The sequence below is a fragment of the Cyanobacterium sp. HL-69 genome (assembly GCA_002813895.1).
In the GTDB taxonomy this organism is placed as follows: Bacteria; Cyanobacteriota; Cyanobacteriia; order Cyanobacteriales; family Cyanobacteriaceae; genus Cyanobacterium.
Window position 1 is genome coordinate 1924928 of record CP024912.1, and the last position, 26189, is coordinate 1951116.

Annotated in this window: 24 protein-coding genes; 15 read left to right on the plus strand and 9 right to left on the minus strand. The window is 37.6% G+C overall.

From position 1 onward, the window contains the following. Nucleotides 1-31 precede the first annotated feature (31 nt). Both AA637_RS08825 and AA637_RS08830 read right to left on the minus strand, forming a co-directional pair. Complete coding sequence (locus tag AA637_RS08825; protein ID WP_446682442.1) at nucleotides 32-1621, minus strand: glycoside hydrolase family 57 protein; 1590 nt, start codon at nucleotides 1619-1621, stop codon at nucleotides 32-34. A 224-nt stretch (nucleotides 1622-1845) separates the two neighbouring features. Further along, the gene (locus AA637_RS08830; RefSeq protein WP_446682443.1) at nucleotides 1846-2136 is read right to left on the minus strand and encodes a hypothetical protein; all 291 of its coding nucleotides are present in this window, start codon (nucleotides 2134-2136) and stop codon (nucleotides 1846-1848) included. Nucleotides 2137-2549: 413 nt separating this feature from the next. Here AA637_RS08830 and bfr (AA637_RS08835) point away from each other — a divergent pair, with 413 nt between their 5' ends. Both bfr (AA637_RS08835) and bfr (AA637_RS08840) read left to right on the plus strand, forming a co-directional pair. After that, a complete protein-coding gene (gene bfr, locus AA637_RS08835) occupies nucleotides 2550-3014 on the plus strand; it encodes a bacterioferritin (protein WP_446682444.1) in 465 nt (154 codons plus the stop codon). 63 nt (nucleotides 3015-3077) lie between these two features. Next, nucleotides 3078-3548 (plus strand): bacterioferritin, encoded by a 471-nt coding sequence (bfr, locus tag AA637_RS08840; RefSeq protein WP_446682445.1) that lies wholly within the window; start codon nucleotides 3078-3080, stop codon nucleotides 3546-3548. On the opposite strand, the gene AA637_RS08845 is transcribed toward bfr (AA637_RS08840), so the two are convergent. Beyond that, nucleotides 3545-3961 carry a secondary thiamine-phosphate synthase enzyme YjbQ gene (locus tag AA637_RS08845; RefSeq protein WP_446682446.1) on the minus strand — a complete coding sequence of 139 codons (417 nt, stop codon included), beginning with the start codon at nucleotides 3959-3961 and terminating at the stop codon, nucleotides 3545-3547. The genes bfr (AA637_RS08840) and AA637_RS08845 overlap by 4 nt on opposite strands. A gap of 254 nt (nucleotides 3962-4215) precedes the next feature. On the opposite strand from AA637_RS08845, the gene lipA reads away from it, so the two are divergent. Further along, entirely contained in the window at nucleotides 4216-5106 is an 891-nt protein-coding gene (gene lipA, locus AA637_RS08850; RefSeq protein ID WP_446682447.1) for a lipoyl synthase, read from the plus strand. 34 nt (nucleotides 5107-5140) lie between these two features. Continuing rightward, complete coding sequence (locus tag AA637_RS08855) at nucleotides 5141-6391, plus strand: lipid-A-disaccharide synthase (RefSeq protein WP_446682448.1); 1251 nt, start codon at nucleotides 5141-5143, stop codon at nucleotides 6389-6391. A 222-nt stretch (nucleotides 6392-6613) separates the two neighbouring features. Here AA637_RS08855 and AA637_RS08860 read toward each other — a convergent pair whose 3' ends face one another. From AA637_RS08860 to menD, 4 genes are all read right to left on the minus strand, one after another. After that, nucleotides 6614-7741: an aldo/keto reductase gene (locus AA637_RS08860; RefSeq protein ID WP_446682449.1), complete on the minus strand. Its 1128-nt coding sequence runs from the start codon at nucleotides 7739-7741 to the stop codon at nucleotides 6614-6616. 279 nt (nucleotides 7742-8020) lie between these two features. After that, a complete protein-coding gene (locus AA637_RS08865) occupies nucleotides 8021-8371 on the minus strand; it encodes a phenylpyruvate tautomerase MIF-related protein (RefSeq protein WP_446682450.1) in 351 nt (116 codons plus the stop codon). A 176-nt stretch (nucleotides 8372-8547) separates the two neighbouring features. Further along, a complete protein-coding gene (locus AA637_RS08870; RefSeq protein WP_446682451.1) occupies nucleotides 8548-10638 on the minus strand; it encodes a recombinase family protein in 2091 nt (696 codons plus the stop codon). A gap of 17 nt (nucleotides 10639-10655) precedes the next feature. Next, entirely contained in the window at nucleotides 10656-12413 is a 1758-nt protein-coding gene (gene menD, locus AA637_RS08875) for a 2-succinyl-5-enolpyruvyl-6-hydroxy-3-cyclohexene-1-carboxylic-acid synthase (protein ID WP_446682452.1), read from the minus strand. Between the two features lie 120 nt (nucleotides 12414-12533). Between menD and AA637_RS08880 the strand changes: the two genes are divergently transcribed. The 9 genes from AA637_RS08880 to AA637_RS08920 all read left to right on the plus strand — a co-directional run bounded on the left by AA637_RS08880 (nucleotide 12534) and on the right by AA637_RS08920 (nucleotide 21812). Next, a complete protein-coding gene (locus AA637_RS08880; protein ID WP_446682453.1) occupies nucleotides 12534-12827 on the plus strand; it encodes a hypothetical protein in 294 nt (97 codons plus the stop codon). A gap of 224 nt (nucleotides 12828-13051) precedes the next feature. After that, nucleotides 13052-13675 (plus strand): class I SAM-dependent methyltransferase, encoded by a 624-nt coding sequence (locus tag AA637_RS08885; RefSeq protein WP_446682454.1) that lies wholly within the window; start codon nucleotides 13052-13054, stop codon nucleotides 13673-13675. Between the two features lie 24 nt (nucleotides 13676-13699). Further along, entirely contained in the window at nucleotides 13700-14662 is a 963-nt protein-coding gene (locus AA637_RS08890) for a CHAD domain-containing protein (protein WP_446682455.1), read from the plus strand. Nucleotides 14663-14853: 191 nt separating this feature from the next. Continuing rightward, nucleotides 14854-16050, plus strand: a complete 1197-nt coding sequence (locus AA637_RS08895) for a Coenzyme F420 hydrogenase/dehydrogenase, beta subunit C-terminal domain (RefSeq protein WP_446682456.1) — start codon at nucleotides 14854-14856, stop codon at nucleotides 16048-16050. Between the two features lie 214 nt (nucleotides 16051-16264). Then, nucleotides 16265-17335, plus strand: a complete 1071-nt coding sequence (gmd, locus tag AA637_RS08900) for a GDP-mannose 4,6-dehydratase (RefSeq protein WP_446682457.1) — start codon at nucleotides 16265-16267, stop codon at nucleotides 17333-17335. 54 nt (nucleotides 17336-17389) lie between these two features. Beyond that, entirely contained in the window at nucleotides 17390-18322 is a 933-nt protein-coding gene (locus AA637_RS08905) for a GDP-L-fucose synthase family protein (RefSeq protein ID WP_446682458.1), read from the plus strand. Between the two features lie 311 nt (nucleotides 18323-18633). After that, a complete protein-coding gene (gene ruvB, locus AA637_RS08910) occupies nucleotides 18634-19620 on the plus strand; it encodes a Holliday junction branch migration DNA helicase RuvB (protein ID WP_446684562.1) in 987 nt (328 codons plus the stop codon). Between the two features lie 146 nt (nucleotides 19621-19766). Next, on the plus strand, nucleotides 19767-20660 hold the full coding sequence (locus AA637_RS08915; RefSeq protein WP_446682459.1) for an alpha/beta fold hydrolase: 894 nt from the start codon (nucleotides 19767-19769) through the stop codon (nucleotides 20658-20660). A 96-nt stretch (nucleotides 20661-20756) separates the two neighbouring features. Beyond that, nucleotides 20757-21812: an aromatic ring-hydroxylating dioxygenase subunit alpha gene (locus AA637_RS08920; protein ID WP_446682460.1), complete on the plus strand. Its 1056-nt coding sequence runs from the start codon at nucleotides 20757-20759 to the stop codon at nucleotides 21810-21812. Here the strand turns inward: AA637_RS08920 and pyrF are convergent. Then, the gene (gene pyrF, locus AA637_RS08925) at nucleotides 21809-22546 is read right to left on the minus strand and encodes an orotidine-5'-phosphate decarboxylase (protein ID WP_446682461.1); all 738 of its coding nucleotides are present in this window, start codon (nucleotides 22544-22546) and stop codon (nucleotides 21809-21811) included. The genes AA637_RS08920 and pyrF overlap by 4 nt on opposite strands. Before the next feature lie 251 nt (nucleotides 22547-22797). Between pyrF and leuC the strand changes: the two genes are divergently transcribed. Beyond that, complete coding sequence (leuC, locus tag AA637_RS08930) at nucleotides 22798-24198, plus strand: 3-isopropylmalate dehydratase large subunit (RefSeq protein WP_446682462.1); 1401 nt, start codon at nucleotides 22798-22800, stop codon at nucleotides 24196-24198. 135 nt (nucleotides 24199-24333) lie between these two features. Beyond that, the gene (locus AA637_RS08935) at nucleotides 24334-24786 is read left to right on the plus strand and encodes a single-stranded DNA-binding protein (protein ID WP_446682463.1); all 453 of its coding nucleotides are present in this window, start codon (nucleotides 24334-24336) and stop codon (nucleotides 24784-24786) included. 118 nt (nucleotides 24787-24904) lie between these two features. Here the strand turns inward: AA637_RS08935 and psbA are convergent, their stop codons facing one another. Then, a complete protein-coding gene (gene psbA, locus AA637_RS08940) occupies nucleotides 24905-25972 on the minus strand; it encodes a photosystem II q(b) protein (RefSeq protein ID WP_069792042.1) in 1068 nt (355 codons plus the stop codon). Nucleotides 25973-26189 lie beyond the last annotated feature (217 nt).

The following is a 26189-nucleotide window of genomic DNA, read 5'->3' on the forward strand; positions in this document are numbered from 1 at the left end:
TGGGTGGGCTATGCCCACCACAAAACAACAACTATACAGGACGATAAACACGATAATTAATACTAGGAAAAATATTATCAATGGCCTCTACCTTTTGCAACCAACCAGAATCAATTTCTCCGCTCCAAATATCCTCCTCCAACTTCTTCAACCGTAATAAATGACTTTTTGTCCGTTTTTCTGCATAGGGTACCATGGTACCAGTACGCATGATGAATGCCCAGTCAGAGGATTGAGCCAACAACAACTCCCTCGCGGCTTGGTTTAGGGCGCGCCATTCCAACTCATCCTTCGGCTCTTTAGTCGCCAAATTAATCATTTTTTCCGCCCCTTTGTGGAGGTGAGGATAAATCCAAGCATTGGTATGATTTAACCAATATTCATGGAAACCCTTATAACCCCAACTAGACTGAGAAGGAATCGCCACCTGTTGATTTGGATGTCCTTTTAGATAATCTGCAAGGTGAATCATATACAAAGTATCTTGGTCAAACCATGCCTTGCGGAAAAGGTAATCGATAAATTTAGGGCCTTCATACCACCAATGTCCATACAACTCCGCATCATAGGGAGAAACCACAATGGGCTCTCTTTGCATAATTCCCGCTAGGTGCTGAACCTGTTGCATTCTGTTATATAAGAAGTTTCCAGCGTGTTCGGCGGCTTTTTCATTGGCCCAATAAGGATCATAAAGCGCCTTGTCCGATAAACCTGCTTGACGACTGGTAATTTTGTGGTACTTTACCCCCACATTTTTCCGTTGTCCATTGGGCATGATATAGGGCTTGATATAGTCGTAGTCAGCTTCCCAACCAATATCTTTGTAAAACTCTCGATAAACTGGATCCCCAGGATAACCAACTTCCGATGACCACACCTGCTGAGAAGACTCATGATCCCTTCCAAATACTGCAACTCCCGTTTCGGTAAAAATGGGAGCATAGGTACCAAAACGAGGACGAGGACGGGCATAGAGCAAACCATGACCATCGGTAAGGAAGTAGCGTAAACCAGCATCCGCCAACATTCTTTCTAAGCCTTCAAAGTATGCACATTCGGGCAACCAAATCCCCCTAGGGCGAATGCCAAAGTTTTCTTCGTAATGTTCACAGGCTACTTCTATCTGCGCCCACACCGCTTGGGGGTACATCTTCATGAGGGGTAAATATCCGTGGGTAGCACCACAGGTAATAATTTCTAGGTTATTACTATCTTGAAATTCTTTGAAGGCACTAACTAAGTCTCCTTTGTAGTGTTCCCATACTTTGCGGGTTTCACTAAATTCTTGGGCATAGTATTCCGCAAGATATTTGATATGACCATTATCTTTATTATGATCTATTTCTTTTTGAACTAATTTTTCTAACTGAGTAAGATGTTCGTCATATCTTTCTTGGAGGAGTTTATCCCGTAGCATGGACACAAGAGGGGGTGTCATGCTCATGGTCATTTTAAAGTCAACGCCATCTCTTTTTAGTCCATTGAATACTTGTAACAGTGGTATATAAGTTTCGGTGATTGCTTCATACAACCACTCTTCTTCTAGGACGTAGTCACTTTCTGGATGGCGGACAAAGGGTAAGTGTGCGTGTAGCACTAAGGCAAGATAGCCAAGAGCCATAATTTGTCAATCACTATTTTTTTTGTACAGTTTAACAGTTTAATTTTTTACTGTTACTAGCAATATTAAGCGACTTTGAACATTTTTATCACTAAAAATTATTCCCTCTTTTGTCTTATTTTTTGGTTTTATTGTTTTTATTTTCTGGTTTCACCTATTTTTTTGTTGATCCCTTTTTGGTAGTTATGGGGGATCACTTATTTTTCTGCTTTCTTTTCTATGGTTTAAGCTCCTGCGGCGATCGTTTCGGCTCCTAGTTTTACCTCGATACCTTTGATATGTCTTACTAGCCAATGGGCTAATTCTTGATGGATTTGAAGGGCGATCGCGCAGCGCCACTTTGTGATCGCACTTTGTTGTTCAGGATTTTCTCGGTACTTAATTTGATACTTTTTGATGGTATCTAAAAATATAGCATCGGCTAAATCATTGATGGCATGAATTAACTCTTTATGATGAGTGTCAATGATTTTTACTCCAGTTTTCAAGGATTCGTTAAGTTCATATCTTTCCATGGTTGTTTTCCTAAATTTGCTCTATTTCTCAATGTTCGCAACAAAAAAAACTCGTGAACTGGTTTTAAACAATTAGGGCTAATTAGGTTTTATTGTTGTCATTTTTTTTCTGTTTTAGGACTTTGTTGGTTATCACTGATGAAATTATTTTTAGGGTCAAAATAGGATAAATTGTTTTTGGTTAAATTAAATTTTTAGCAATAATATTTTTAATATTTTTTTTATGTTTGTTTATTTCGTTTATCACCATTGACTTTTATGGATTAAATCTAAGTATTTTGTCATGGAATCATTGTCAATAACTATTGTCAATAAGCAAGATTAATTGAGAGAGGCTATATACATCTGAAGTTTTAACCTTGCTTTTTTATTGAGAATGGTATATGATGAAATGGTAACAGAGAGGTAAAAGTATGCAGGGAAATCAAGATGTTAAGGCTCAACTTAATACAGTCTTAAAGATTAAATTGACTGCGATTAACCAGTTTTTTTTACATGCTAGAATGTGCAAAAATTGGGGTTTAGATCGTTTAAATGGATATGAGTATAGTTACTCAATCAAGTTGATGAAACAGGCTGACAAAATTATTGAGCGTATTTTCTTTTTGGAAGGTTTACCTAATTTACAAGATTTGGGTAGTCTTTTGATTGGGGAGGATGTACCTGAAATTTTGGCTAATGATTTAACCCTTACTAGCAATATGGCGGAAAGTTTACGAGGTGCGATCGCCCTTAGCGAAAATCAACAGGACTATGTAACTAGGGATTTATTCCGAGATTTATTAGAAGAAGCCGAAGAGCAAATTGATTGGATTGAGTCTCAACAGTGGTTAATTCAAGAGTCAGGTTTACAGAATTTCTTACAGTCTATGATGTAGGTAATGGAAGCATTTAATGGTTCTATTCGTAGATAGTTTTATAAAGATAATAAAGAGGAAACAATGAAAGGTAGTAAAAAAGTTATCAAAGAGTTACAAAAGTTACTTCGTAGCGAGTTGTCAGCAAGGGATCAATATTTCACCCATTCTCGTATGTACCAAGATTGGGGCTTAAATAAACTTTATGAACGCATTGACCATGAAATGCAGGATGAAACCCAACACGCAGACATGATAATTAAGCGTATCCTATTTTTAGAAGGTTCTGTGGATCTGGGAGATCAGGCTGATTTGAATGTGGGTAAAACCGTTCCTGATATGCTCAAAAAAGATCTTGAGTTGGAGTATGAGGTCATCGGTAATCTTAAAAGTGCGATCGCCCTTTGTGAAGAACAACAGGACTACGTCACCAGAGATTTACTCCGTCAGATGTTGGATGATACCGAGCAAGATCATGCACACTGGTTAGAACAACAGTTATGGTTAATTGATAACCTTGGTTTACCCAACTACTTACAATCCCAAATGGGTTAATTGTTAATGTGAACTGCGATTTGGCGTAAGTGCGATCGCATCCTATGTTCCCAAAGGTAGATGCCTTGCCATGTTCCCAACAACAAATTACCCTGATTAACAGGAATAGTCAGGGAAGTATTAGTTAAAACCGAGCGAATGTGGGAGGGCATATCATCTGGTCCTTCTGCACTATGATAATATTCCGTAGCACTTTCAGGAACAAGTTTATTAAAAAAATTACTCAAATCCGTCAATACATCAGGGTCAGCATTTTCTTGGATAATTAAACTAGCACTGGTATGCATGATAAACACAGTACATAATCCCGTTTTAATGCCCGACTCCCCCACCATGGAAGCCACATCACGGGTGATATTATGTAAACATTTACCGCTGGTTTTGATTTTAAGGATGTTTTGATGACAAGCCATAGTATTAATTAATTATTTGCTCAGAGTAAATAAATCTCCAAGAATAATTAATAAAGGTATTTACTCAAACAGTTTAATAGAAAAAGACCATAAAATCCATAATCATTCATTACTCTAACATTGGTTACACAAACCTTTGGAATATTGCTCAAATAGCGAGATATAATTGTAAGCAAGAGCTTTGATTTTGCTTTGTGAAATGGAGAGTAGGATCAGGGTTAGCAAACAATAGTTAAGACATAGCATAAAATACCGTGACTGTAAAACCAGAATGGCTGAGGGTAAAAGCTCCTCAAATACAAAGAGTTGGTAGCGTAAAAGATATTCTTAGGGATTTAAGTTTAAATACTGTGTGTGAGGAAGCCTCTTGCCCTAATATAGGTGAGTGTTTCAATGCTGGTACTGCCACTTTTTTGATTATGGGGCCAGCTTGTACCCGTGCTTGTCCTTATTGTGACATTGACTTTGAAAAAGTACCCAAGGAATTAGATTCCACTGAGCCTTTAAGGTTGGCAGAAGCGGTTAAACGTCTCAAACTTAACCATGTGGTAATTACTTCTGTGAATCGTGATGATTTGCCTGATGGGGGGGCTAGTCAGTTTGTGGCTTGTATCGAGGAAACCCGTAAGTTATCTCCTAATACTACCATTGAGGTTCTAATTCCTGATTTGTGTGGTGATTGGGATGGTTTGGCAAAGATTTTAAGCGCTAACCCAGAGGTTTTGAACCACAATACGGAGACAATACCCCGATTATATCGTAAGGTGCGCCCCCAAGGGGAATATGGGCGATCGCTCGAACTCCTTGCCCAAACTAGAAAGTTAAACCCAAGTGTTTATACCAAGTCTGGAATTATGGTTGGCTTGGGGGAAAGTGATGAGGAAGTTAAACAAGTAATGCAGGATTTACGGGCCGTTGATTGTGATATTTTGACCATTGGGCAGTATTTACAACCTTCTTCCCATCATCTACAGGTAAAGGAATTTGTTACTCCTGAAATGTTTGATAGTTGGCGTGTTTATGGAGAGGAAATAGGATTTTTACAAGTGGTTTCAACCCCCCTCACCCGTAGCTCATATCATGCGGAGGAAGTGCGCAATTTGATGAAATTGTATCCTCGTACCATGGAAACGGTTAAGGGGTAAATGGATAATGAAAATATATTTCTAACTACTTCCTATGGCACATTTTGACATCCTTATCCTATCCAACGGCCCAGGGGAAATTGCCACTTGGGTTATACCTGTGGTGGAAGAAATCCAACGTCTTCTCGATGAAGGGTTTAAGGATGTTAGAGTGTCTGTTATTTTATCCCCTTGCCCGAATAGTACGGGGAATGAAGCTGATGTTGCCCTTCGTTGTGACGGCATTCATCGGGTACAGTCAGCGGCTCATTTTTTCAATTTTTTACTGTTTGGTAGGACGGTAGATAATTGGGATTGGTGTAAAAATGGCTTGGTTTTGTTTTTGGGTGGTGATCAATTTTTTACGGTGGTAGCTTCCAAAAGATTGGGTTATAAAAGCATTGTTTATGCGGAATGGGATGCCCGTTGGGCTAGTCGGATTGATCATTTTGCTGTCATGAATTCATCGGTAAGGGATAAGATGCCCCCTCGTTTTCATCATAAGGTGACGGTGGTGGGAGATTTGATGGCGGATGTGCCTGATCATGGAATTAATAACACTTCGTCACAATTTCATGTTGGTTTGTTACCCGGTTCTAAATCTAGTAAACTAACTCAAGGTGTTCCTTTTTTCAGTGCGATCGCCCATTATGTGTATAATAAAAATCCTGATATAAAATTTAGTATTCCTGTCGCTCCCACCATTTCTCCACAAATATTGGCTAGTTATGGAGATAAAAATAAAAATGAATTTGTTAATACTTTTACTGATTTAACTATAAAATTAGTAGATAATAAATCATTACAAATATCTGATAATTTAACTATCGAATTAATTACTAAATTTCCCTGTTACGAAGAAATAAAAAACTTTGATATTTGTATTACTACAGTGGGAGCAAATACGGCTCAACTAACATCATTAGGAGTTCCTATGATAGTTTTAATTCCCACTTATCAATTAGATGCGATGAAATCTTGGGATGGTATTTTAGGTATCTTGATGAATTTACCTTGGTTAGGAAACAACTTTGCAAAGTTAATTAACTGGCTCATAATTAAATATACTATTAAAAATAAGAGGTTATATGCTTGGCCTAATATTTGGGCAAAAAAAGAAATTGTCCCCGAATTAATTGGTCATTTAAAGGTAGATAACATAGGTGATCTTATTTTAGATTATTACAACAATCCTCAAAAACTAGAGAACATAAAAAAAGATTTATCCTCTGTCACTAAAAGTAAGGGCGCTCGTAGAAAAATAGCAAACTTAGTTATTCAATACATTAACCAAAACAAAGACTAACATTGTTTTCTTCTTGGCTTTCCTCTTTTTTGTAACAAAATTTTAAAAAATCGTTTTTTATTATTGACTTTTGATTCTCGGTATGGGATTATCGTAATGTCTTTAATATAATAAAAATCTGTACCTTCATAAATAGTCACTAAGATTTCTATTATGGTATAAGCATACCATGAATCGGGTGCATAATTATCAAAAGACAAGGATTTTTTTTAAAATAAAAGATTATTCCCATAATCGGCGCCCTTGGCTACCCTTAAAGCGAGAGTGAGTATCCCGTAGTAAATCTGGAATAGATAAATTTTCGGGGCATCTAGGTAAACAATCCCCACAATCGGTACATTTATCACCCTTGTTTCCCCAAAACCAATGACCTGCATTTTCAAACATTTGGTAACGATAACTAGCAAAATCCGTCATATCCAAACCAACACCCAAATTTCTGAGACGTAATACCTCTGGGATATTGATATTCTCAGGACAGGGTAAACACTGATAACATTGGGAACATTTTTGAGTGGTTAAGGTGCGCTGTAAATTTTGTTCTATATTATTAAAACTTCTTTTCTCCTCATCGGTTAAAGGATAATCATTGTCTGCAACTTCTAAAGGAGTTAATAACTCTTGTGGATTAGCAGCCCCAAGGCTAAGGGTTGTAATAGCTGGGTTATCTAGTAAAAATCGATAATTTAACTCTAGGGGAGTAAAAGGTTGACATAAATCTTTCAGTTTTTGGGGTGGTTGATACAACATCCCTCCTTTATCTGCGGGGGAAATAATAAAGATGCCTAAGTCTTTCTTTTTTGCTAATTCAATAATGGGATAGTTTCGCTGAAAAAAATAATAGTAATGAAGGTTAACAAAGTCGAATAAACCTGTTTGGATAGTTTTTGTTATTATCTCTAAACTTCCATGGGTAGAAAAGCCTAAATATTTTATTTTGCCTTCTTTTTTAGCATCTAATAACCTATTGATATAACTGTCAGGCTCTAGTAATTGTTGATAGTGTTTTTCTGTATTAATGCCGTGGATAGCTAAACAGTCAATATAGTTTGTTTGTAAATTATTAAGAGATTCTTCTATGGAAGACTTATCTATATTTTGGCAATCTGATGGGGTTAACTTGGTAGTAACAATAATATCTTGACGACTAATGTTAGAAGTCTTTAAAAAGTTTCCAAAATATTGTTCACTTTTACCATAAGCCCTTGCCGTTTCAAAGTGATTTATTCCTAATGCTATGGCTTTATTAACTGTTTCAAATAATTGTTTTTCGGAGTAGCAACAACGCATTAATCCTAAAGAAAAAACCGATATATTTAAGTTAGTTTTGCCAAACCTTCTATATTTCATTGATTAATAAGACTAAATAGACTTTAAAGAAAAGTTATGGAAGGAAAAATATATAGCAATTATTATGGTTACGGGTTACAAAATAATCCCCCTAAATCCCCCACAAATTCGGGGGACTTGAGAATAATAAATGTATCTCATAATTCTAAAAAACGCTATAATCAATAAAATAAAATTAAAAAAAATTGCGATAGATAACCTGTTAAATTTGTATGACTATCAATCATGTAACAAGGGGTTTTAATCCCTTGCTTTCAATCCTAATTATGGAATATCTATCTAAAAAGTAGAGCCATTCCAATCCCACATTGAACCTTTAGCATCGGCAAATTCAATATAAATACGGTTTAAATCAATGTGTAATTGTTGATTTATTTCATTACAAAAATCTTGACTCATTGCTTTAGTTTGATTAGGCGACATAGTACCAACACTCTTTATTTCTACATAACAAACAGGCTCAAATGTTCCTCCAAAAGTCATATTTGTATTTTGTTCAAAAGCTGTCATTACGTAAGATTCTGGTTTACTTAAATGTTTTGCCAGTTTAGCTGATAAAGTAGTCAATAATTTTTGTATTTGGTTTTCTTCGATGTTACTTATGGATGATTGAACTTTGATTAATGGCATAATTATTAAAAACTGTTTTACTTTTTATATCTTATCCTTATAATTGCTTTTTAAAGATAACTCATCGTTGAATAATTTATGTAATCCTGTTTGAATATTACTATTTATTTCTTTGCTTTATGGTCAATGTTTGATTGTTTAGTATCTTTAGTAACTTTCACTTTTGTAAGAGAAAATTATAATTTATGATGAATTGGGGAAGCAAGATAAGTTAAACCTAAAAGAATACCCATTTGCTCATTACCATTTACATCTAAATCACTGTGACATAAAAAGATTTTATCAGTGGCACGGGATAATAAATCATGGATAACTCGATCAATTCTTTCCTTTTCTTGTTTTTCTTGATATTCTATGGTTAAGGGTTTTTTATTCCACCCCCTCAGAAAAAGAGGAGAAGCGAACAATTCAGCGGCGCCTCCTTTACTCCAAAGATTTGAACTTATATCAAGCCAAAATTGCCAAGGATGACTTTGGTTAGAAGTACGATATTGATAAATGGTAGCGAGGGTAATTCCTTTTTGTTTTTTCTCTTGCAATAAAGGGTTAATAGGATAAGGGTTGGCGGTAATGGTGCCTTTTCGCAGGAGAATGATAAATTCTGTTAGACATTGGATAGTTTGTTTTTCTTTGCCTAATCGGTTTTGAATTGCCCAGAAGTGGGAAGCGGTTTGTTTAAATTCTCGTAGGTTGTTTATCTGGGTGTAGGTAAGAGATTTAATGTCATGGAAATATTGTTGATTGATTTTATCGATGACGGCGAGGGGAGACAGTTTTTTGGCTTTGGTTTCTTGTTTGAGTTGATTAACCCAGTCTCTAATTTTGTTGTAGGCGATAAAGGTTTTGTAACCAAGACGCTCTCCTGATGTAAAATTATCGATAGATAAGAGAAGGGGTGATTCTATATCAATGTGATAGCAATAATCGGCTAATAGTCCAGCCCTAATGGGATCAATGTCGGGTTGTAAGCCCCATTCCGTGCTACATTTGGGGGATAATACTGTTAACATCTCCGCTATCATATCCCTTTCAATTAGTCTCCCATTGCCCCCAAAAATCAATCCTAGGAGGGTTAAATGCGATCGCACTAGGGGGGAGGCGATAAGGGGACGTTTCTCCTGTAAAGGCTCTACAGGGATGTTGTTTTCTTGGAAAAAATGAAGAAAATTAAAACGGGCAACTTCATCTAAACCAGGGGCAATAATGGCAACATCTGCGGGGTTAATTTTTCCTTGTTGAATATTATCAATTATAAAATCTGCTACTTCCTGAATTAATTGTGCTCTTGCCCTAGTTTTTATAGAAAAAACATTTTCATAATTATCTCCATCGGGAGTATTTTCTTCCATTAAGAGTTTGACAGAAGATTCTAGTTTCTTCAACCCATTATCAATAGGGAATACGGTTAAAAATTCCTGCTCACAATCTTGGGCAATAGTTTTTAAATAATCTGGATCTGCATTTAATCCTAAACGCACTTTTCCTTTATTATTATAAGTAAAAGCACATCTATAATTATTGGAGAGAAAAAACTTAAATAAGTCTCCCATGGTAGCAGGAAAATTGTCTAAATCATCAGCAAAAACAGCACCATATCTATTCAATAAACTCTTTTGATACTCCAGATTAGGTAAAAGATAACGCCAGTAAAGTTCATAAATAATCCCATAGCTTAATAAACCATTGTCTAAACACCATAAACGCCATTGTAATAAGAGTTTATCAATGGTTTGCCATAAGTCACCATTTATATTATCTAGTAAAAATATTTCTCCCTTTTCTAAATTACTAGAAATATCTTCTGGAGGAATTCCCGCCATTCCAGCTAGTTGTAATAAGTCTAGTAAACGACGGACAAAAATAGACTCATTGCCAAATAAAGATAGTATATCTACGGTAATATATTCACGCCATAATTGTGATGCTAATTCTTGCTCGGTTTCAGGATATAAACGAATGGGAAATAAACTTTTTATATTTAACTGTTTTGCTATTAAAGGAAAAAATAACTCCACTTCATTCATCATAAAAGCTGAAGGGGTTTTTATCTCAATAGTACAATTGAGTGTTTCAGTGTGACTAAAAATTAACTCCTGTAAATTAATTCTTTTGTCTCTATTGAAAGCCAAAATAAGAGGTGGTTTTAGTAAGGGTGTAGATTGTTGTTTACTTTCTTTTTTTATCCATTGTGTCAGTTGACTAACCAATGCTGTGGTTTTGCCACCACGACTATTTCCTTCTATCCAAAGAGCATTATTTTGTGTCATTAATTTTAAAAAATCTTCTAACTTTGACTAAGTTGTGACAAATTATTTTTCAACCACCATGAATCATATTTACGATTGGTTTTAATTTCTAATAAGGTAATTCCTTGAGAGGGTAAATTTTGAATACTATTTATTAGTTGTGACCAGTTTTCGATTAGTTTATATTTTACACCATAGGTTTTACTTAAATTTTCAAAATCTATTTGTTGGGGCGTAGCAAAATATTCTTCAAAAATGTTTTCAAATTCGGCAATGGGTAACATTTCAAAAATCCCTCCTCCATCATTATTCACTAAGATAATGGTTAGATTTCCTGATAAGTTTTTGCTCATTAAAAATCCGTTGGTATCATGTAACAATGCCAAGTCACCTGTTAATAATACTGCTTGTTTCTTTTCTTGGGCAATGCCTAGGGCGGTGGATAAAGTGCCATCAATACCGTTAGCGCCACGACTAAAGTAAACATCTCTTTCGGCTTGATTAGTTTGCCAAAAATATTCAGCATATCTCACGGACATACTGTTGGCGATGAAAATAGGTATCTGGGGAGGTAAGTTTTGAGATAACAGCCATGATATTTTACCTTCAAATAATTCTTCATGGTTATCCATGATAGTAGTAAGGTTTTGTTTAATTTTTTGGTCAATTGTTAACCATTTACTGAGGTAGTCTTGAGGTTTTTTTTCTGAGATATGGGATAAAGTTTGTTTAATATTTTTTACTAACTCAATAATACTAATTCTGATGGGCTGACTGTTGCTATGAATAGCATCTAAGTTGTCGTCAGTGGGGGTAATAATATAGGTTAATGTTTTGTTTTCTGTTAGCCATCTTCTTAATTCTTTACTGGTAGGATATTCTCCTATTAAGATAACTATTTCTGGTTTTAATATGTCTCGATATTCTTGATTTCTTAAAATAGTGTCGTAGGTAGAAATTAAGTTTTTATTATGGTGAGAGTAGTTTCTGATGGGGGATAGGGCTTCTGATAATACGGGAAAATTTAATTTTTGAGATAAAAGTGCGATCGCACTGGTGTACAATACAGAGTTATCAGGGCAATCTACCCCCGCAATAATTATTCCTTTTTGATACTTTTGCCATTGAGAGAAAATTGCTTCATAATCTCCACTATAGTTAATTTTAAAAGAGTGATGATTTATATTTTTAAGTAAAATTTTATTCTCAATTGCTTCTTTTTCTGATTCAGTATAATTTAGTTGTTTAATAGGTGCTAAAGGTTCCCGAAAAGGCACATTAAAATGGACAACTCCCCTCATAGGATAGATAGTTTTTCCCCATCCATGAATAATATTTTGTCGAAGATAAAAAAGCATTTCTAAATCCATTGATGGTAATGATAATTCTGTTTGCCATCGGGGATAATTACCATATAAATTCACTTGATTAATAGTTTGCCCTGCGTGACATTCTCTTAGTTCTGGAGGGCGATCGCCTGTTAAAATAATTAAAGGAATATGACTATATTTAGCTTCAATTACCGCAGGAAAAAAATTAGCTCCCGCCGTGCCAGAAGTACAAACTAATGCCGTGGGTTTACGGCTACTTTTGGCAATACCAAGGGCAAAAAAACTTGCCGAACGCTCATCCAAAACAGAAATTGTTTTTATGGTAGGATGTTGAGCAAAGGCAATGGTTAAAGGAGTAGAACGAGAACCGGGGCATATGACAGCATTTTCTAATCCTAATTTAGCAAAAGTATCAACTATTAAAGAACTCCAAACAGTATTGATATTACGAAAATCTAAACTCATTATTTAAAATAAATTTATCCTATTTATTAATAATTTATTTTACCATATATATTGTATTAGCAATAACTATTTAAATTTTATTGTTCTAAGAAAAACTGATCACAAAAAATATTTTTAACTATGCAAAGTTATCTTCAAGATAATATTCTTTATATCAAGAAAAAAGATCTTCCTGAATATAAAAAAAATGCTTCTATTGTGAGAAATAATTATTTCTGGGCTTTAAAATCTATTAGTGGGTATTCTCCCCCTTCTAAAGACTGGGAATTTGAAGAAGAAGTATGGTTTGCCCTCTCTCGAATGTTACTATTTTTCACTAATTCAGGTTATCTTGGCTATAGTGAGACTATTTTAGAGTTTTCTGAAGATACTATTATCCCCGATGTCTTACGACAAGTATCTAGCAAATTATAAATTGGGGGTTACTAAATTTAGTTTAATGGGGAATAGGCAATAGTAACAGTATTTTAAATATAATTCAACAATATTCCATAATTAAGTAACTTCATAAATTAGGGGATTTAGAAAGCAAAATTTGAGCTATTTAGATAATCTAATCTTTTATTTTAATAAGTAGCTAGGCAAACACGAAATAAATTTAATTATCCATATCAATTATCCATTATTAATTATTTATCATGGCAACTTTTTTACGTCCTCTCAGTTATAAACATCAGTGGCTGTATGATACTATCTCTCGTTTAGCCGCTTTACCCGTAGGAGGAGAGAAAAGATTTCGTAATTTAGCCCTGCAAAATATTACCCTAGAAAAAAATACAAAAATCCTAGACTTATGTTGTGGTAAAGGGCAGACTACTAAATTTTTGGTGCAACATTCCCACGAAGTGACAGGGTTAGATATATCTCCTTTTGCCCTAGAGGAAGCGAAAAAAAATGTACCTCAAGCAGAATATGTGGAGGGTTTCGCCCAAGAAATGCCTTTTAGTGCGAATAAATTTGATATTGTTCATACTAGCGTAGCTTTACATGAAATGAACACGGAAGAGTTAACGCAGATTTTTGCAGAGGTTTATCGAGTTTTGAAACCTAACGGAATTTTTACTTTTATTGATTTACATAAGCCCCATAATCTTCTTTTTATCCCCGGATTAAATATTTTTATGTGGTTGTTTGAAACTGAAACGGCATGGCAATTAATCAAGACTGATTTACCGCAAATGTTACGGAGTCAAGGTTTTAAAGTTATTACTAAAAAGTTTTATGGTGGTGGTAGTTTACAGGTAATTCAGGCTCAAAAATAAGCTAATAAAAAGGAGTTATTATTTATGGATATTAATACTAGAAGTCCTCAAACTTTCGCTGATTATGCCTATAGTGCGATCGCCCTTAGTACGAAAAAAATAATTAAAAATGAAAAGGGAGTTTTAGCTGATGAAGATCCAGAATATGTACATCAAATGAGGGTAGGATTAAGAAAATTAAGAAGTGTGTTAATAGGCTTTTCTCCCGCTTTAGATTTACCGAAGATAGTAGAGGAAAAAAGCATAGGCAAAATCGCTCAAATTTTAGGAAAAAAAAGAGACAATGATGTTTTAAAAGAAAATTTACTTAAATACTATTATGACTTTCTTAATGACTCTGAAAAAGAAATTTGTCAACAGTTTATTGAAAAATTAGAGGAGAAAAATAAAGGCTGTCAAAAAAACATCATCAAAACATTAAAGGGGAAAGAATATATAGAAATAAAGGTTTCCCTAAAACAATGGTTAAAAAAACCTCAGTTTAATCTAGTGGCTTCCGTACCCATCGAGAGGGTTGCCAACCATCTTATTTCCCCCCAAGTAAGTCATTTATTATTACAATCAGGATGGTTAGTTGGTACTCAAATAAATGAAAAAAATCAAATTATTGTAAAAGAAAACTATAACCTTGAAGAAGTAGATAGTTTATTACTATACCATGAAGAAATTATCCATAATTTACGGAAAGAAGCAAAAAAAACTCGTTATCAAATGGAACTATTAACTAACTGTTATGGACAGTCCTATGATGATTTTTTGCAGTTGGTAGTACAAGCACAAGAAATTTTAGGTAATATTCAAGATAATACAGTTTTAATCGGCACAATAAAAAAAATAATTGGTAAAAATTGGAGGAAAAAACTACCTAGTTTAAATAATTTAATTATCAATAATCAACGGCAGCAATGGATGAATTGGCAGAAAATACAAAGGATATTTTTGTTAGAGATGAAAACCTTAAATTTGCACGAAATATTTAGTTTATAATTACTGCTCCTATGGTAAATAATAGGTGTTAATAATTAAGAATGAATAAATAATATTTATTTCTTTTTGCTTTTTACTAACTATTTATTATCAATAATCCATTATCCATTATCCATTATCATTTCTTGCTTTGCCCTTGGTTGGTTAAAATAAAGAGAAAAGCCATAAGATAACTAAATTTAATAAACTAAATGTCTGCAACTACAAGCCATAAAAAAGCCAAAGCCCTCAAAGCAGGTAGTCGTCGCCCCGCTAAAGAGTTGTGTAGTGAGTGTGGGTTGTGTGATACCTACTATATCCATTATGTAAAAGAAGCCTGTGCTTTTATTCATCAACAAATTGCGGAGTTAGAAACCCAAGCCCATGGGTGCTCTCGGGATTTAGATAATGAAAATGAAGTTTATTTTGGGGTGCATCAACAGATGATTACAGCCCAGAAAAAAGAACCCATCGAAGGGGCGCAATGGACAGGAATTGTAAGTGCGATCGCCTGTGAAATGTTAACCCAAGGGCTAGTAGAAGGGGTTGTATGCGTCCAAAATAGCGAAACAGATCGTTTTCAACCTAAACCCATAATTGCCACCACTACAGAGGAAATTTTGGGGGCGAGGGTAAATAAACCCACCCTTTCTCCTAATCTATCCGTATTAGAACAAATCGAACGCTCAGGGATGAAACGGCTATTGGTGATTGGGGTAGGCTGTCAAATTCAAGCCTTGCGAGAAGTAGAAGATAAGTTAGGTTTAGAAAAACTCTACGTTTTGGGTACACCCTGCGTTGATAACGTTACCCGTGCGGGATTACAAAAATTTTTAGATACCACCAGCGATTCTCCTGATACCGTGGTAGCTTACGAGTTTATGCAAGATTTTCGGGTACATTTTAAACATGAAGATGGACGGGTGGAAAAAGTACCTTTCTTTGGTTTAAAGACTAATCAGTTAAAAGATGTGTTTGCCCCTTCTTGTATGACTTGTTTTGATTATGTCAATTCCTTAGCCGATTTGGTGGTAGGTTATATGGGTTCGCCTTTTGGTTGGCAATGGATTGTGGTAAGGAATGATACGGGGCAGGAGATGTTAGATTTAGTGCAAGAGCAACTAAAAACTCAACCTGTGATGTCTAAAGGCGATCGCACTCAGGCCGTCCAAAACAGCATACCAGCCTATGATAAAGGGGTTACATTACCCATGTGGGCAGCAAAATTAATGGGGGTAGTAATCGAAAAAGTAGGCCCCCAAGGCTTGGAATATGCCAGATTTTCCATTGATTCCCACTTCACCCGCAACTATTTATACGTCAAGCGTAACTATCCTGAAAAACTAGAAGCCCACGTACCTAATTATGCAAAAAAAATTGTATCTCAATATAAATTACCTAAAGATTGAGAAATTCAAATTTACCATGTAGAATTGCAGAAATATAGCATTTTTTAGATAAATCGTCATAGAATGATGATGCTTCAACGATAACGATAAATGGAGCGTGAACAAAAGATAACAAGGCTAAACAAGACACATTGAAGATAGATTTAATTGTCCATTATCCATTGTCAATTGTTCACCGTCCATTGCTTGATAATTAACTATTGATATAAATAAGATGGAAAACCGCACCAAGGCACTAATTACAGGAATAACAGGGCAGGATGGCTCCTATTTAGCAGAATTACTCCTAAGCAAAGGCTATGAAGTCCATGGCATTATCCGCCGTACCTCCACATTTAATACTGACAGAATCGATCATATTTATCAAGATCCTCATCAGCCCGATGCTCAATTGTTTCTCCATTACGGAGACTTAACCGATGGTACTACTTTAAGGCGAATTTTAGAAGAAGTACAACCCGACGAGGTTTATAACCTTGGGGCGCAATCCCACGTTAGAGTTAGTTTTGATGCCCCAGAATTTACCGTAGATACCGTAGCCATGGGTACCCTCCGACTTTTAGAAGCCATCCGAGACTATCAAAATTATCATGATACCCAAGTAAAATATTATCAAGCAGGGTCATCAGAAATGTTTGGTAAAGTGGTAGAAGTTCCTCAAAAAGAAACCACTCCCTTTTATCCCCGTAGCCCCTACGCCTGTGCCAAAGTTTACGCCCATTGGCAAACCGTTAACCATCGGGAATCGTATAATATGTTTGCCTGTAACGGCATTCTTTTTAACCATGAAAGCCCCCGCCGTGGAGAAACCTTTGTAACTCGTAAAATTACAAGGGCGATCGCCCGTATCGTCGCAGGGCAACAAAAAGAACTATTTTTAGGAAACCTAGACTCCAAAAGAGATTGGGGCTACGCAAAAGACTATGTTGTGGCTATGTGGTTAATGTTGCAACAGGAAAAACCCGATGATTACGTCATCGCCACAGGAGAAACCCACTCCGTCAAAGAATTTTTAGAACTAGCCTTCAACTACGTTAACTTGAAATGGGAAGACTATGTACGCTTTGACGAACGTTATTTACGCCCCGCCGAAGTTGACTTATTAATCGGAGATCCTACAAAATCAAAAGAAGTCTTGGGGTGGAAACCCTCCGTTACCTTCCCCGAATTAGTCGCCCTCATGGTTGATGCTGACTTAGAAGCCTTCGGTTTAAAAACCCAAACAGGAGTACCCGTAAAAGATCAAGCCTATATCCGTCATGGCGTTTTACACAACGTTAATTAAATTTTATTGATGTCAATTATCAATTATCCATTATCAACTATCAATTAACTCCCCATGATTGAATTAACCAACAAAAAAATATTAGTAACCGGAGGCTCCGGATTTCTTGGAAAACAGGTAGTAGCCGAACTACTAAAAGCAGGGGCTACCATGGATCATATCACCATTCCTCGCTCCAAAGATTGTGACCTCACCATCTGGGAAAACTGCCAAAAAGCCGTAGAAAATCAGGACATCGTAATTCACCTCGCCGCCCATGTAGGGGGTATTGGTTTAAACCAAGCCAAACCAGCAGAACTGTTTTACGATAACCTCATGATGGGGACGCAACTTATCCACGCTTCCTATCAAGCAGGGGTAGAAAAATTTACCTGCGTTGGCACCATCTGTGCCTACCCTAAGTTTACCCCCGTACCTTTTAAGGAGGAAGACTTATGGAATGGTTATCCCGAAGAAACCAACGCCCCCTATGGTATCGCTAAAAAAGCCCTTTTAGTACAACTAGAGTCCTACCGCCAACAATATAACTTTAACGGTATTTACCTACTGCCCGTTAACCTCTATGGCCCCGAGGATAACTTTAACCCCGAAAGTTCTCATGTAATACCAGCCCTAATTAAAAAAGTCCATGAAGCCTTACAAAAAGGAGAAAAAGTAATTCCCGTTTGGGGTGATGGTAGCCCTACCCGTGAATTTTTATACTCCAATGATGCAGCGAGGGGTATTGTCATGGCAACTCAGTTATATAATTCCCCTGAGCCAATTAATTTGGGTACTAATTTTGAAATTTCCATCAAAGATTTAATTGAGTTAATCTGTGATTTGATGGGTTTTGAAGGGGAGTTGGAGTGGCAAACCGATAAACCCAATGGGCAACCCCGCCGATGTTTAGATACTTCTAAGGCAAAGGAGACTTTTGGTTTCACTGCTAATATGGAACTACGTCAGGGGTTGAAAAATACCATTGATTGGTATGTTAGTAATTGATAATTGAGAATTGAGAATTGTAGAGTTTGAATCTTTTACAGTAGTATCGGTTGCCCTCATACTTCTAATATCAAGTCCGCTTGATCACTTACAAATTATTAGTGTTAAAATCTTAGTTCAATTTATTGAACGAAATAATATTAGCCGTGTAATTCATTACACGGTGGGGTGACAGGGAAGACTGTATCTCCATCAGAAAAACCTCAATCTTAATCAAAATAATGGCAATAAAAAGATCATCATCTCAGGATAAAAAAGAGCGTTTACCCCTTCAGCGTAAGAGTAAATTTCAAGCTCCTTCCTCGGAGGATATGGATATTTTATTGCCTCAACAAATTGCGGAAGATGGGGAGCAAAATGAGGATAAGATTAGACCTCAAAAATTGGCTGATTATATTGGCCAGAAAGATTTAAAAGGGGTGCTAAACATTGCGATCGCAGCGGCGAAACAACGCCAAGATCCCTTAGATCATATCCTATTATATGGTCCCCCCGGACTGGGTAAAACCACCATGTCCCTAATTTTAGCTTCGGAAATGGGGGTAAACTGCAAAATTACCGCAGCCCCAGCCCTCGAGCGCCCTCGGGATATTATCGGCTTATTAGTCTCTTTACAAGCAGGGGATATTTTATTTATCGATGAAATTCATCGTCTCAATCGGGTAACGGAGGAATTACTGTACCCTGCCATGGAAGATAACAGGTTAGATGTAACCATCGGGAAAGGGCAATCGGCAAAAATTCGTAGTATTCCCCTAAAACCCTTCACCCTCATCGGTGCCACCACCAAAATCGGTTCATTAACTTCCCCCCTGCGCGATCGTTTTGGCTTGATTCAAAGGTTACAATTCTATCAACTCGATGAATTAACGGAAATCGTCAAAAGATCTGCCCAAATATTCGATGTTAATATTGATGAACAAGGGGCGCAAGAAATTGCCCGTCGCTCGAGGGGTACTCCCCGCATCACTAATCGTCTTTTGCGCAGGGTGAGGGATTTTGCTCAGGTAAAAGGTGTTAAAAAAATTGACCAAAACACCGCCAGTGAAGCCCTTGACCTTCATAATGTTGATCGCCTAGGGCTAGATTGGACAGATAGACTGGTACTTTCCACCATCATAGAACAGTTTAACGGTGGCCCAGTAGGGCTAGATGCGATCGCCTCTGCCACAGGAGAAGACGCAAAAACCATCGAAGAAGTTTACGAACCCTACCTATTACAAATCGGCTTTATCAACCGTACCCACCGAGGAAGAATCGCCACGGAAAAAGCCCAAGAACATTTATTACAAATATAGTCAAGCACAATTCAGGATTTTACTGGCGTGGATGATGGGATTGAATTTGAACCCCATCCCAAAGACTTCCCTAATTGAAAACCCATAGAGCTTAACATTACTTTACAATAGAGATTAAAGGAATAAAAAAAATCTGAGCATCAATAATGTTGAACTATCAAACATGGCAATGGCGGGGTTATAACATCGGCTACCAATCCTACGGAAAAAAAGAAGGCCCTGCGGTGGTGTTAGTCCATGGCTTTGGAGCAAACTGTGGTCATTGGCGCAAAAATATCCCCGTCTTAGGGGAAGACTTTAATTGCTATGCCTTAGATTTAATAGGCTTTGGGGCATCCGCAAAACCCGAACCCGATGACGATATTAGCTACACTTTCGACACATGGGCGCAACAGGTAGCAGATTTTTGTAAAGAAATAGTCGGTAGCCCCGTATATCTGGTGGGTAACTCCATCGGTTGTGTGGTGATAATGCAAACCGCCGTAGATTTTCCTGACCTAGTATTGGGCATTGCCGCCCTAAATTGTTCCCTCCGATTGTTACATGAGAGCAAAAGAAAAAGTCTTCCTTGGGTGCGTAATGTAGGGGCAACAGCCATGCAAAAAGTATTAAAAAATAGAGCCATTGGTAATTTTTTCTTTCAACAAATCGCCAAGCCCAAAGTTATTCGCAGAATTTTATCCCAAGCCTATCGCCGTAGTGATGCCATTACCGATGATTTAATTGAGTTAATCTATCAACCCTCTCAAGATGTAGGTGCGGCGGCGGTATTTCTTGCTTTTACGGGATACTCAGGGGGGCCATTGGCGGAGGAATTATTACCTATTTTGCCCTGCCCTGCGATCATTTTATGGGGTACAGAAGATCCATGGGAACCCATTGAGATGGCGAAAGAATGGGCTAATTTTGCCACAGTGAAACGGTTTATTCCCCTCGAAGGTTTAGGGCATTGCCCCCAAGATGAAGCCCCAGAGGTGGTAAATCCTATTTTGAAAAATTGGATTATAGATAGCGAAAAATTACAACCGTTACAGGTTTAATTATCCATGGTGAGAGTTAGACTATTTTTTCTTAGTTTGTCGATTTTTGGTTTTGTAATATATTATATTTAGGGTTATTACTGAGTTACTAAGGTTATGGGACAATTAGAATACAAGCCAAATGTGCGCACTTGCGGAATAAATTTAAATCATTGGTATGTGGTAGCTAGATGTGTAGAAGTTACTGACAAACCTGTTAGTGTAACCCTTTGGCATAATGAAATTGTCCTTTTCCGAGATAGCCAAGGAAAAATTAATGCTTTGGAAGATCGTTGTCCTCATCGTCAGGTAAAATTGAGTGCGGGGAAGGTGGTGAGTGATAGTGTGGAATGTGCTTATCATGGGTGGCGATTTGATGAGGGAGGAAGTTGCTCTTTTGTACCTTACCTTGAAGAAAAGCAAAAGTTACCTAGTTGCAAAATTAAAAGTTATCCTGTCCAAGAGTTGGATGGTTTTATCTGGTTATTCCCGGGGGATGGAAATAGTGATGCGGTTAGCCCCATGGGTTTACCTGAGTGGGAGCATTTAAATTATATTGCTAGTGTGGCCCAAGTTGATTGCCCGGGGCATTATTCTTATTTAATTGAGAATTTGATGGATATGCACCATGGACATCTACACGACAACTATCAGGCGTGGGCTTCAGCTACTCTGAATAAAATTGATGTGAGTGATACGAGGGTGGATGTGTTATATGATGCCCAGAGTTATTATCGCATTGACAAAATTTGGTCTATTTCTCAGCTGTTTTTCCCTTCATTACGGAAGTTACACCCCGAACCTTTGAGGGTTAGTTATGTTTATCCCCATTGGAGTTCTAGTTTAGGGCAAGATTTTAGAATCTATTGTCTTTTTTGTCCTGTGAATGAAACTACGACGAAGGCTTATTTGATTCATTTTACTTCTTTGGAGTCTTTTTGGCGTTTACATAAGTTGCCTGTGTGGTTTAGACGGTTTATAAAAGATAGTCTTTTTAATGCGGCTAAGGGTTTATTACAGGGGTTAATTGTTCAGGATGTGGAAATGATTATCCAAGAGCAAAAGGCTTTTAATGAGAATCCTTTACAGCGTAATTATGAGTTAAATCGTGCGATCGCCAAGGTGCAACAGTTGATCATCACTCAGTTTACAAAGACGATTGACAATAACTAATTATTATCTTTTCCCTGTTCCCTATTCCCCTTTCCTTCGATTTCCTCGATGATTTTCGCCCATGCCTGGGAGGGATTTTCAGCTTGGGTAATGGGACGCCCAATTACTAAATAATCAGCTCCAGAGGCGATCGCCCTTGCGGGGGTCATAATACGCTCTTGATCGCCTTTTACTGCCCATGCAGGACGCACCCCAGGGCATACGAGAATAAAATCATCTCCGCATACTTCCTTTAACTTTGATGCTTCTTGGGGAGAACATACCGCCCCATCCATACCTGATTCTTTGGCCAGTAAAGCATTATTTAAGGCATATTCAGGCAGTTCTATGGGAACTTTGAGGTCAAAGGCGAGTTGACGACTACTAATGCTCGTCAGAACGGTAATTGCGAGAAGTTTTGGGTGACCCTGCCCCCCTTCCAAAATGACTTCCTTCGCTGCTTTGAGGGCTTCCCGTCCTGCGGTGGCGTGGATGGTGAGTAAGTCCACATCATATTTTAAAACTGATTTTGTGGCGTTTTTGACGGTGTTGGGAATGTCATGAAATTTGAGATCGAGAAATATTTTTTTACCTTCATCCTTGAGGAATTGTAATACTTCGCCCCCCGTAGCAACAAACAACTCTAACCCGACTTTCCAAAAATTGACCTCGGGTAAACTACGGATAAGGGAGATCGCACTTTGTGCATCGGGAACATCTAAAGGAACAATAATTTTATCGCTAGGACTTTCCATATACAAACCAACTAAAACTAGACCATTTTACCAGAAATTGAGAGATAGGAGGATGGAGACATAACGGCAATAAAAGTAAATAATTGTTGGCGTTGTTTAATGACAGTGTGAAATGTTATTGAATCACAATCAACATTCAATATTTAAAATATTATTACTATTCCCCGTTCCCTGTTCCCTATTCCCTTGCCTAAAATATCGCTTGTCAAGGATAATAGATATATTAAGAGCAGTTCGTAAAAATAATTATTATGAGTAAAGGAACACTATTCGATAAAGTTTGGGATTTGCACACCGTTGGAACATTACCCTCTGGACAAACTCAATTATTTATCGGTTTACATTTAATTCATGAAGTAACCAGCCCCCAAGCCTTTGCAATGTTGAGAGAAAGGGGTTTGAAAGTCTTATTTCCCGATCGCACCGTCGCCACAGTAGATCACATCGTACCCACCGAAAGCCAAGCGCGCCCTTTTGCTGATACCCTCGCCGAAGAAATGATCCAAGCCTTGGAAAATAACACCAAGGAAAACGGCATCAGATTTTACAACACCAACTCAGGAAATCAAGGTATCGTCCACGTAATTGCCCCCGAACAAGGTTTAACCCAACCCGGCATGACCATTGCCTGTGGTGATTCCCATACCTCCACCCATGGAGCCTTCGGTGCGATCGCCTTTGGTATTGGTACATCCCAAGTCAGAGACGTATTAGCCTCCCAAACCCTCTCCCTCACCAAACTAAAAGTAAAAAAAATTGAAGTCAATGGCACCCTACCCCAAGGAGTTTACGCCAAAGACGTAATCCTTCATATCATCCGTAAACTAGGAGTAAATGGCGGTGTAGGCTATGCCTACGAATACGCAGGAACAACCTTCGAACAGATGAGCATGGAAGAAAGAATGACAGTCTGTAATATGTCCATTGAAGGGGGCGCCCGTTGCGGTTATGTAAATCCGGACCAAACCACCTTTGACTATCTCAAAGATCGTGATTTTGCACCCAAAGGAGAAGCATGGGATCAAGCTGTGCAATGGTGGCAAAGTCTGCGTAGTGATGACGATGCCCAATATGATGATGTAGTTACCTTTGATGCCTCCCAAATCGAACCCACCGTCACATGGGGTATCACCCCCAGCCAAGGCATAGGTATTAATGAATCTATGCCCAACCTCGACATCCTCTCCGAAAATGATAGGGAAATTGCAGTTCAAGCCTTTGAATACATGCAATTACAACCGGGGCAACCCATTAAAGGTACTCCCATCGATGTATGCTTTATTGGCAGTTGCACCAATGGCCGAATAACTGATTTAAGGGAAGCAGCCAAATTTGCTCAAGGTCATCACGTCGCCGAAAACGTTAAAGCCTTTGTGGTTCCTGGTTCTGAAAGGGTTAAAAAAGTAGCCGAAGCCGAAGGATTAGACAAAATTTTTGTAGAAGCAGGTTTTGAATGGCGCGAACCTGGTTGCTCTATGTGTTTAGCCATGAATCCCGACAAACTACAAGGGGATCAAATTAGTGCATCTTCTTCTAATCGTAACTTTAAAGGTCGTCAAGGGTCAGCCCAAGGGAGAACTTTGTTAATGAGCCCTGCCATGGTGGTAGCTGCCGCTGTTCATGGTAAAGTTGCCGATGTTAGAGAATTGTAAATATAAATAGGGGGTGGGCATGGGGATAGTTTTTTCGTTTAAAAATAATCCCCTAGAGAAAATAACAAACAGTGTTGAGATTTTCAATAAATGAGCGATAATAGTAACTAAGTACTGAATTACTAACTCAAAACCATGAATAGTTGCGTTTTAATGGCAAAAATAATTCGTAGCCCCCAACTACGATACACTCAAGAAAGTCAACTAGCTATCAGTGAAATGATGGTCGAGTTTGAAAATATCTCTCCCAATAATCCCCCATCAACCCTTAAAGTAATTGCTTGGGGAAATTTAGCCACCGACATTGAGCAAAAATATAAAGAAGGCGATGAAGTAGTCCTAGCTGGGCGCCTAAAAATGGATTTAGTAGAAAGACAAGGATATAAAGAAAAAATTGCCGAGTTAACTATCTCTCAAATTCACCCTGTAGGAAGTAATGATCCTTCTTCCCATGATAATGTTGTCACGATTGAGGGCAATAATAATTATGATGATCACGGAGCCATTCTTGAGGAAGATCATAGCACTGAAGATTTACAAGAAAGCTATGGCAACGATGACACAAATTTAGATACTATTCCTTTCTAATAACCTTAAAATCGCCTCTGACCCTTGGGCATTTTAACACCTACGCAAAAAGCACCCCCCAACTAAGGAGAGTGCTTTTTAGTTATTATTTAGTTGTTAAACTAACTTCCGTTAGATATTAACCGTTGATTACAGGAGCAGAAACTGCTTCAGCAGAGGCTAAGTCTAAGGGGAAGTTGTGAGCATTACGTTCGTGCATTACTTCGATACCGATGTTGGCACGGTTTAATACGTCTGCCCAAGTTCCAATGACGTGACCTTGGCTATCTAAGATAGACTGGTTGAAGTTGAAACCATTTAAGTTGAATGCCATGGTGGATACACCCATTGCGGTGAACCAAATACCAATTACAGGCCATGCACCTAAGAGGAAGTGTAACGCGCGGCTGTTGTTGAAGGATGCATATTGGAAGATTAAACGACCAAAGTATCCGTGAGCAGCTACGATGTTGTAGGTTTCTTCTTCTTGACCGAATTTATAACCGTAGTTTAAAGACTCGGTTTCGGTGGTTTCACGTACCAAAGAAGAGGTTACGAGAGAACCGTGCATTGCGGAGAATAAAGATCCACCAAATACACCAGCTACACCTAACATGTGGAAGGGGTGCATTAAGATGTTATGCTCTGCTTGGAACACGAACATGAAGTTGAAGGTTCCAGAGATTCCCAAAGGCATACCATCAGAGAAAGATCCTTGACCGATAGGGTATACTAAGAATACTGCAGTGGCAGCAGATACAGGTGCAGAGTATGCAACACATATCCAAGGACGCATTCCTAGACGGTAGGATAGTTCCCACTGACGACCCATGTAACAGAAGATTCCGATTAAGAAATGGAATACTACTAATTGGTAAGGGCCACCATTGTACAACCACTCATCTAAAGATGCTGCTTCCCAAATAGGGTAGAAGTGTAGACCGATAGCGTTGGAGCTAGGTACTACTGCACCAGAGATGATGTTGTTTCCGTATAATAAAGAACCTGCTACAGGCTCACGGATTCCGTCGATGTCCACAGGGGGAGCAGCTACGAAAGCGATTAGGAAACAAGTGGTTGCAGTTAGTAAACAAGGGATCATTAACACACCGAACCAACCTACATAGAGGCGGTTATTGGTAGAGGTGATCCACTGACAAAACTGCTCCCATGCGGAAGACTGTTGTTGTTGTAAAGTGGTAGTCATGTTTATTATGATTGCGTTATGAATTTTTCTAGGTACTTTGTGAAGTTGTTTGCCTCACATTTATATATTAACGAATATGTAAAGTTTTGTCAAGGACTTTTCTGAAAAAAAAAGTTAAACTATTGTTACTTATCGTTACATTTGCTTACTAAGAAGTAACCTTAAGTCTTTGTAAGGAAGTGGTTGTGGAGATTATGTATATATTCTCACCCAGAGA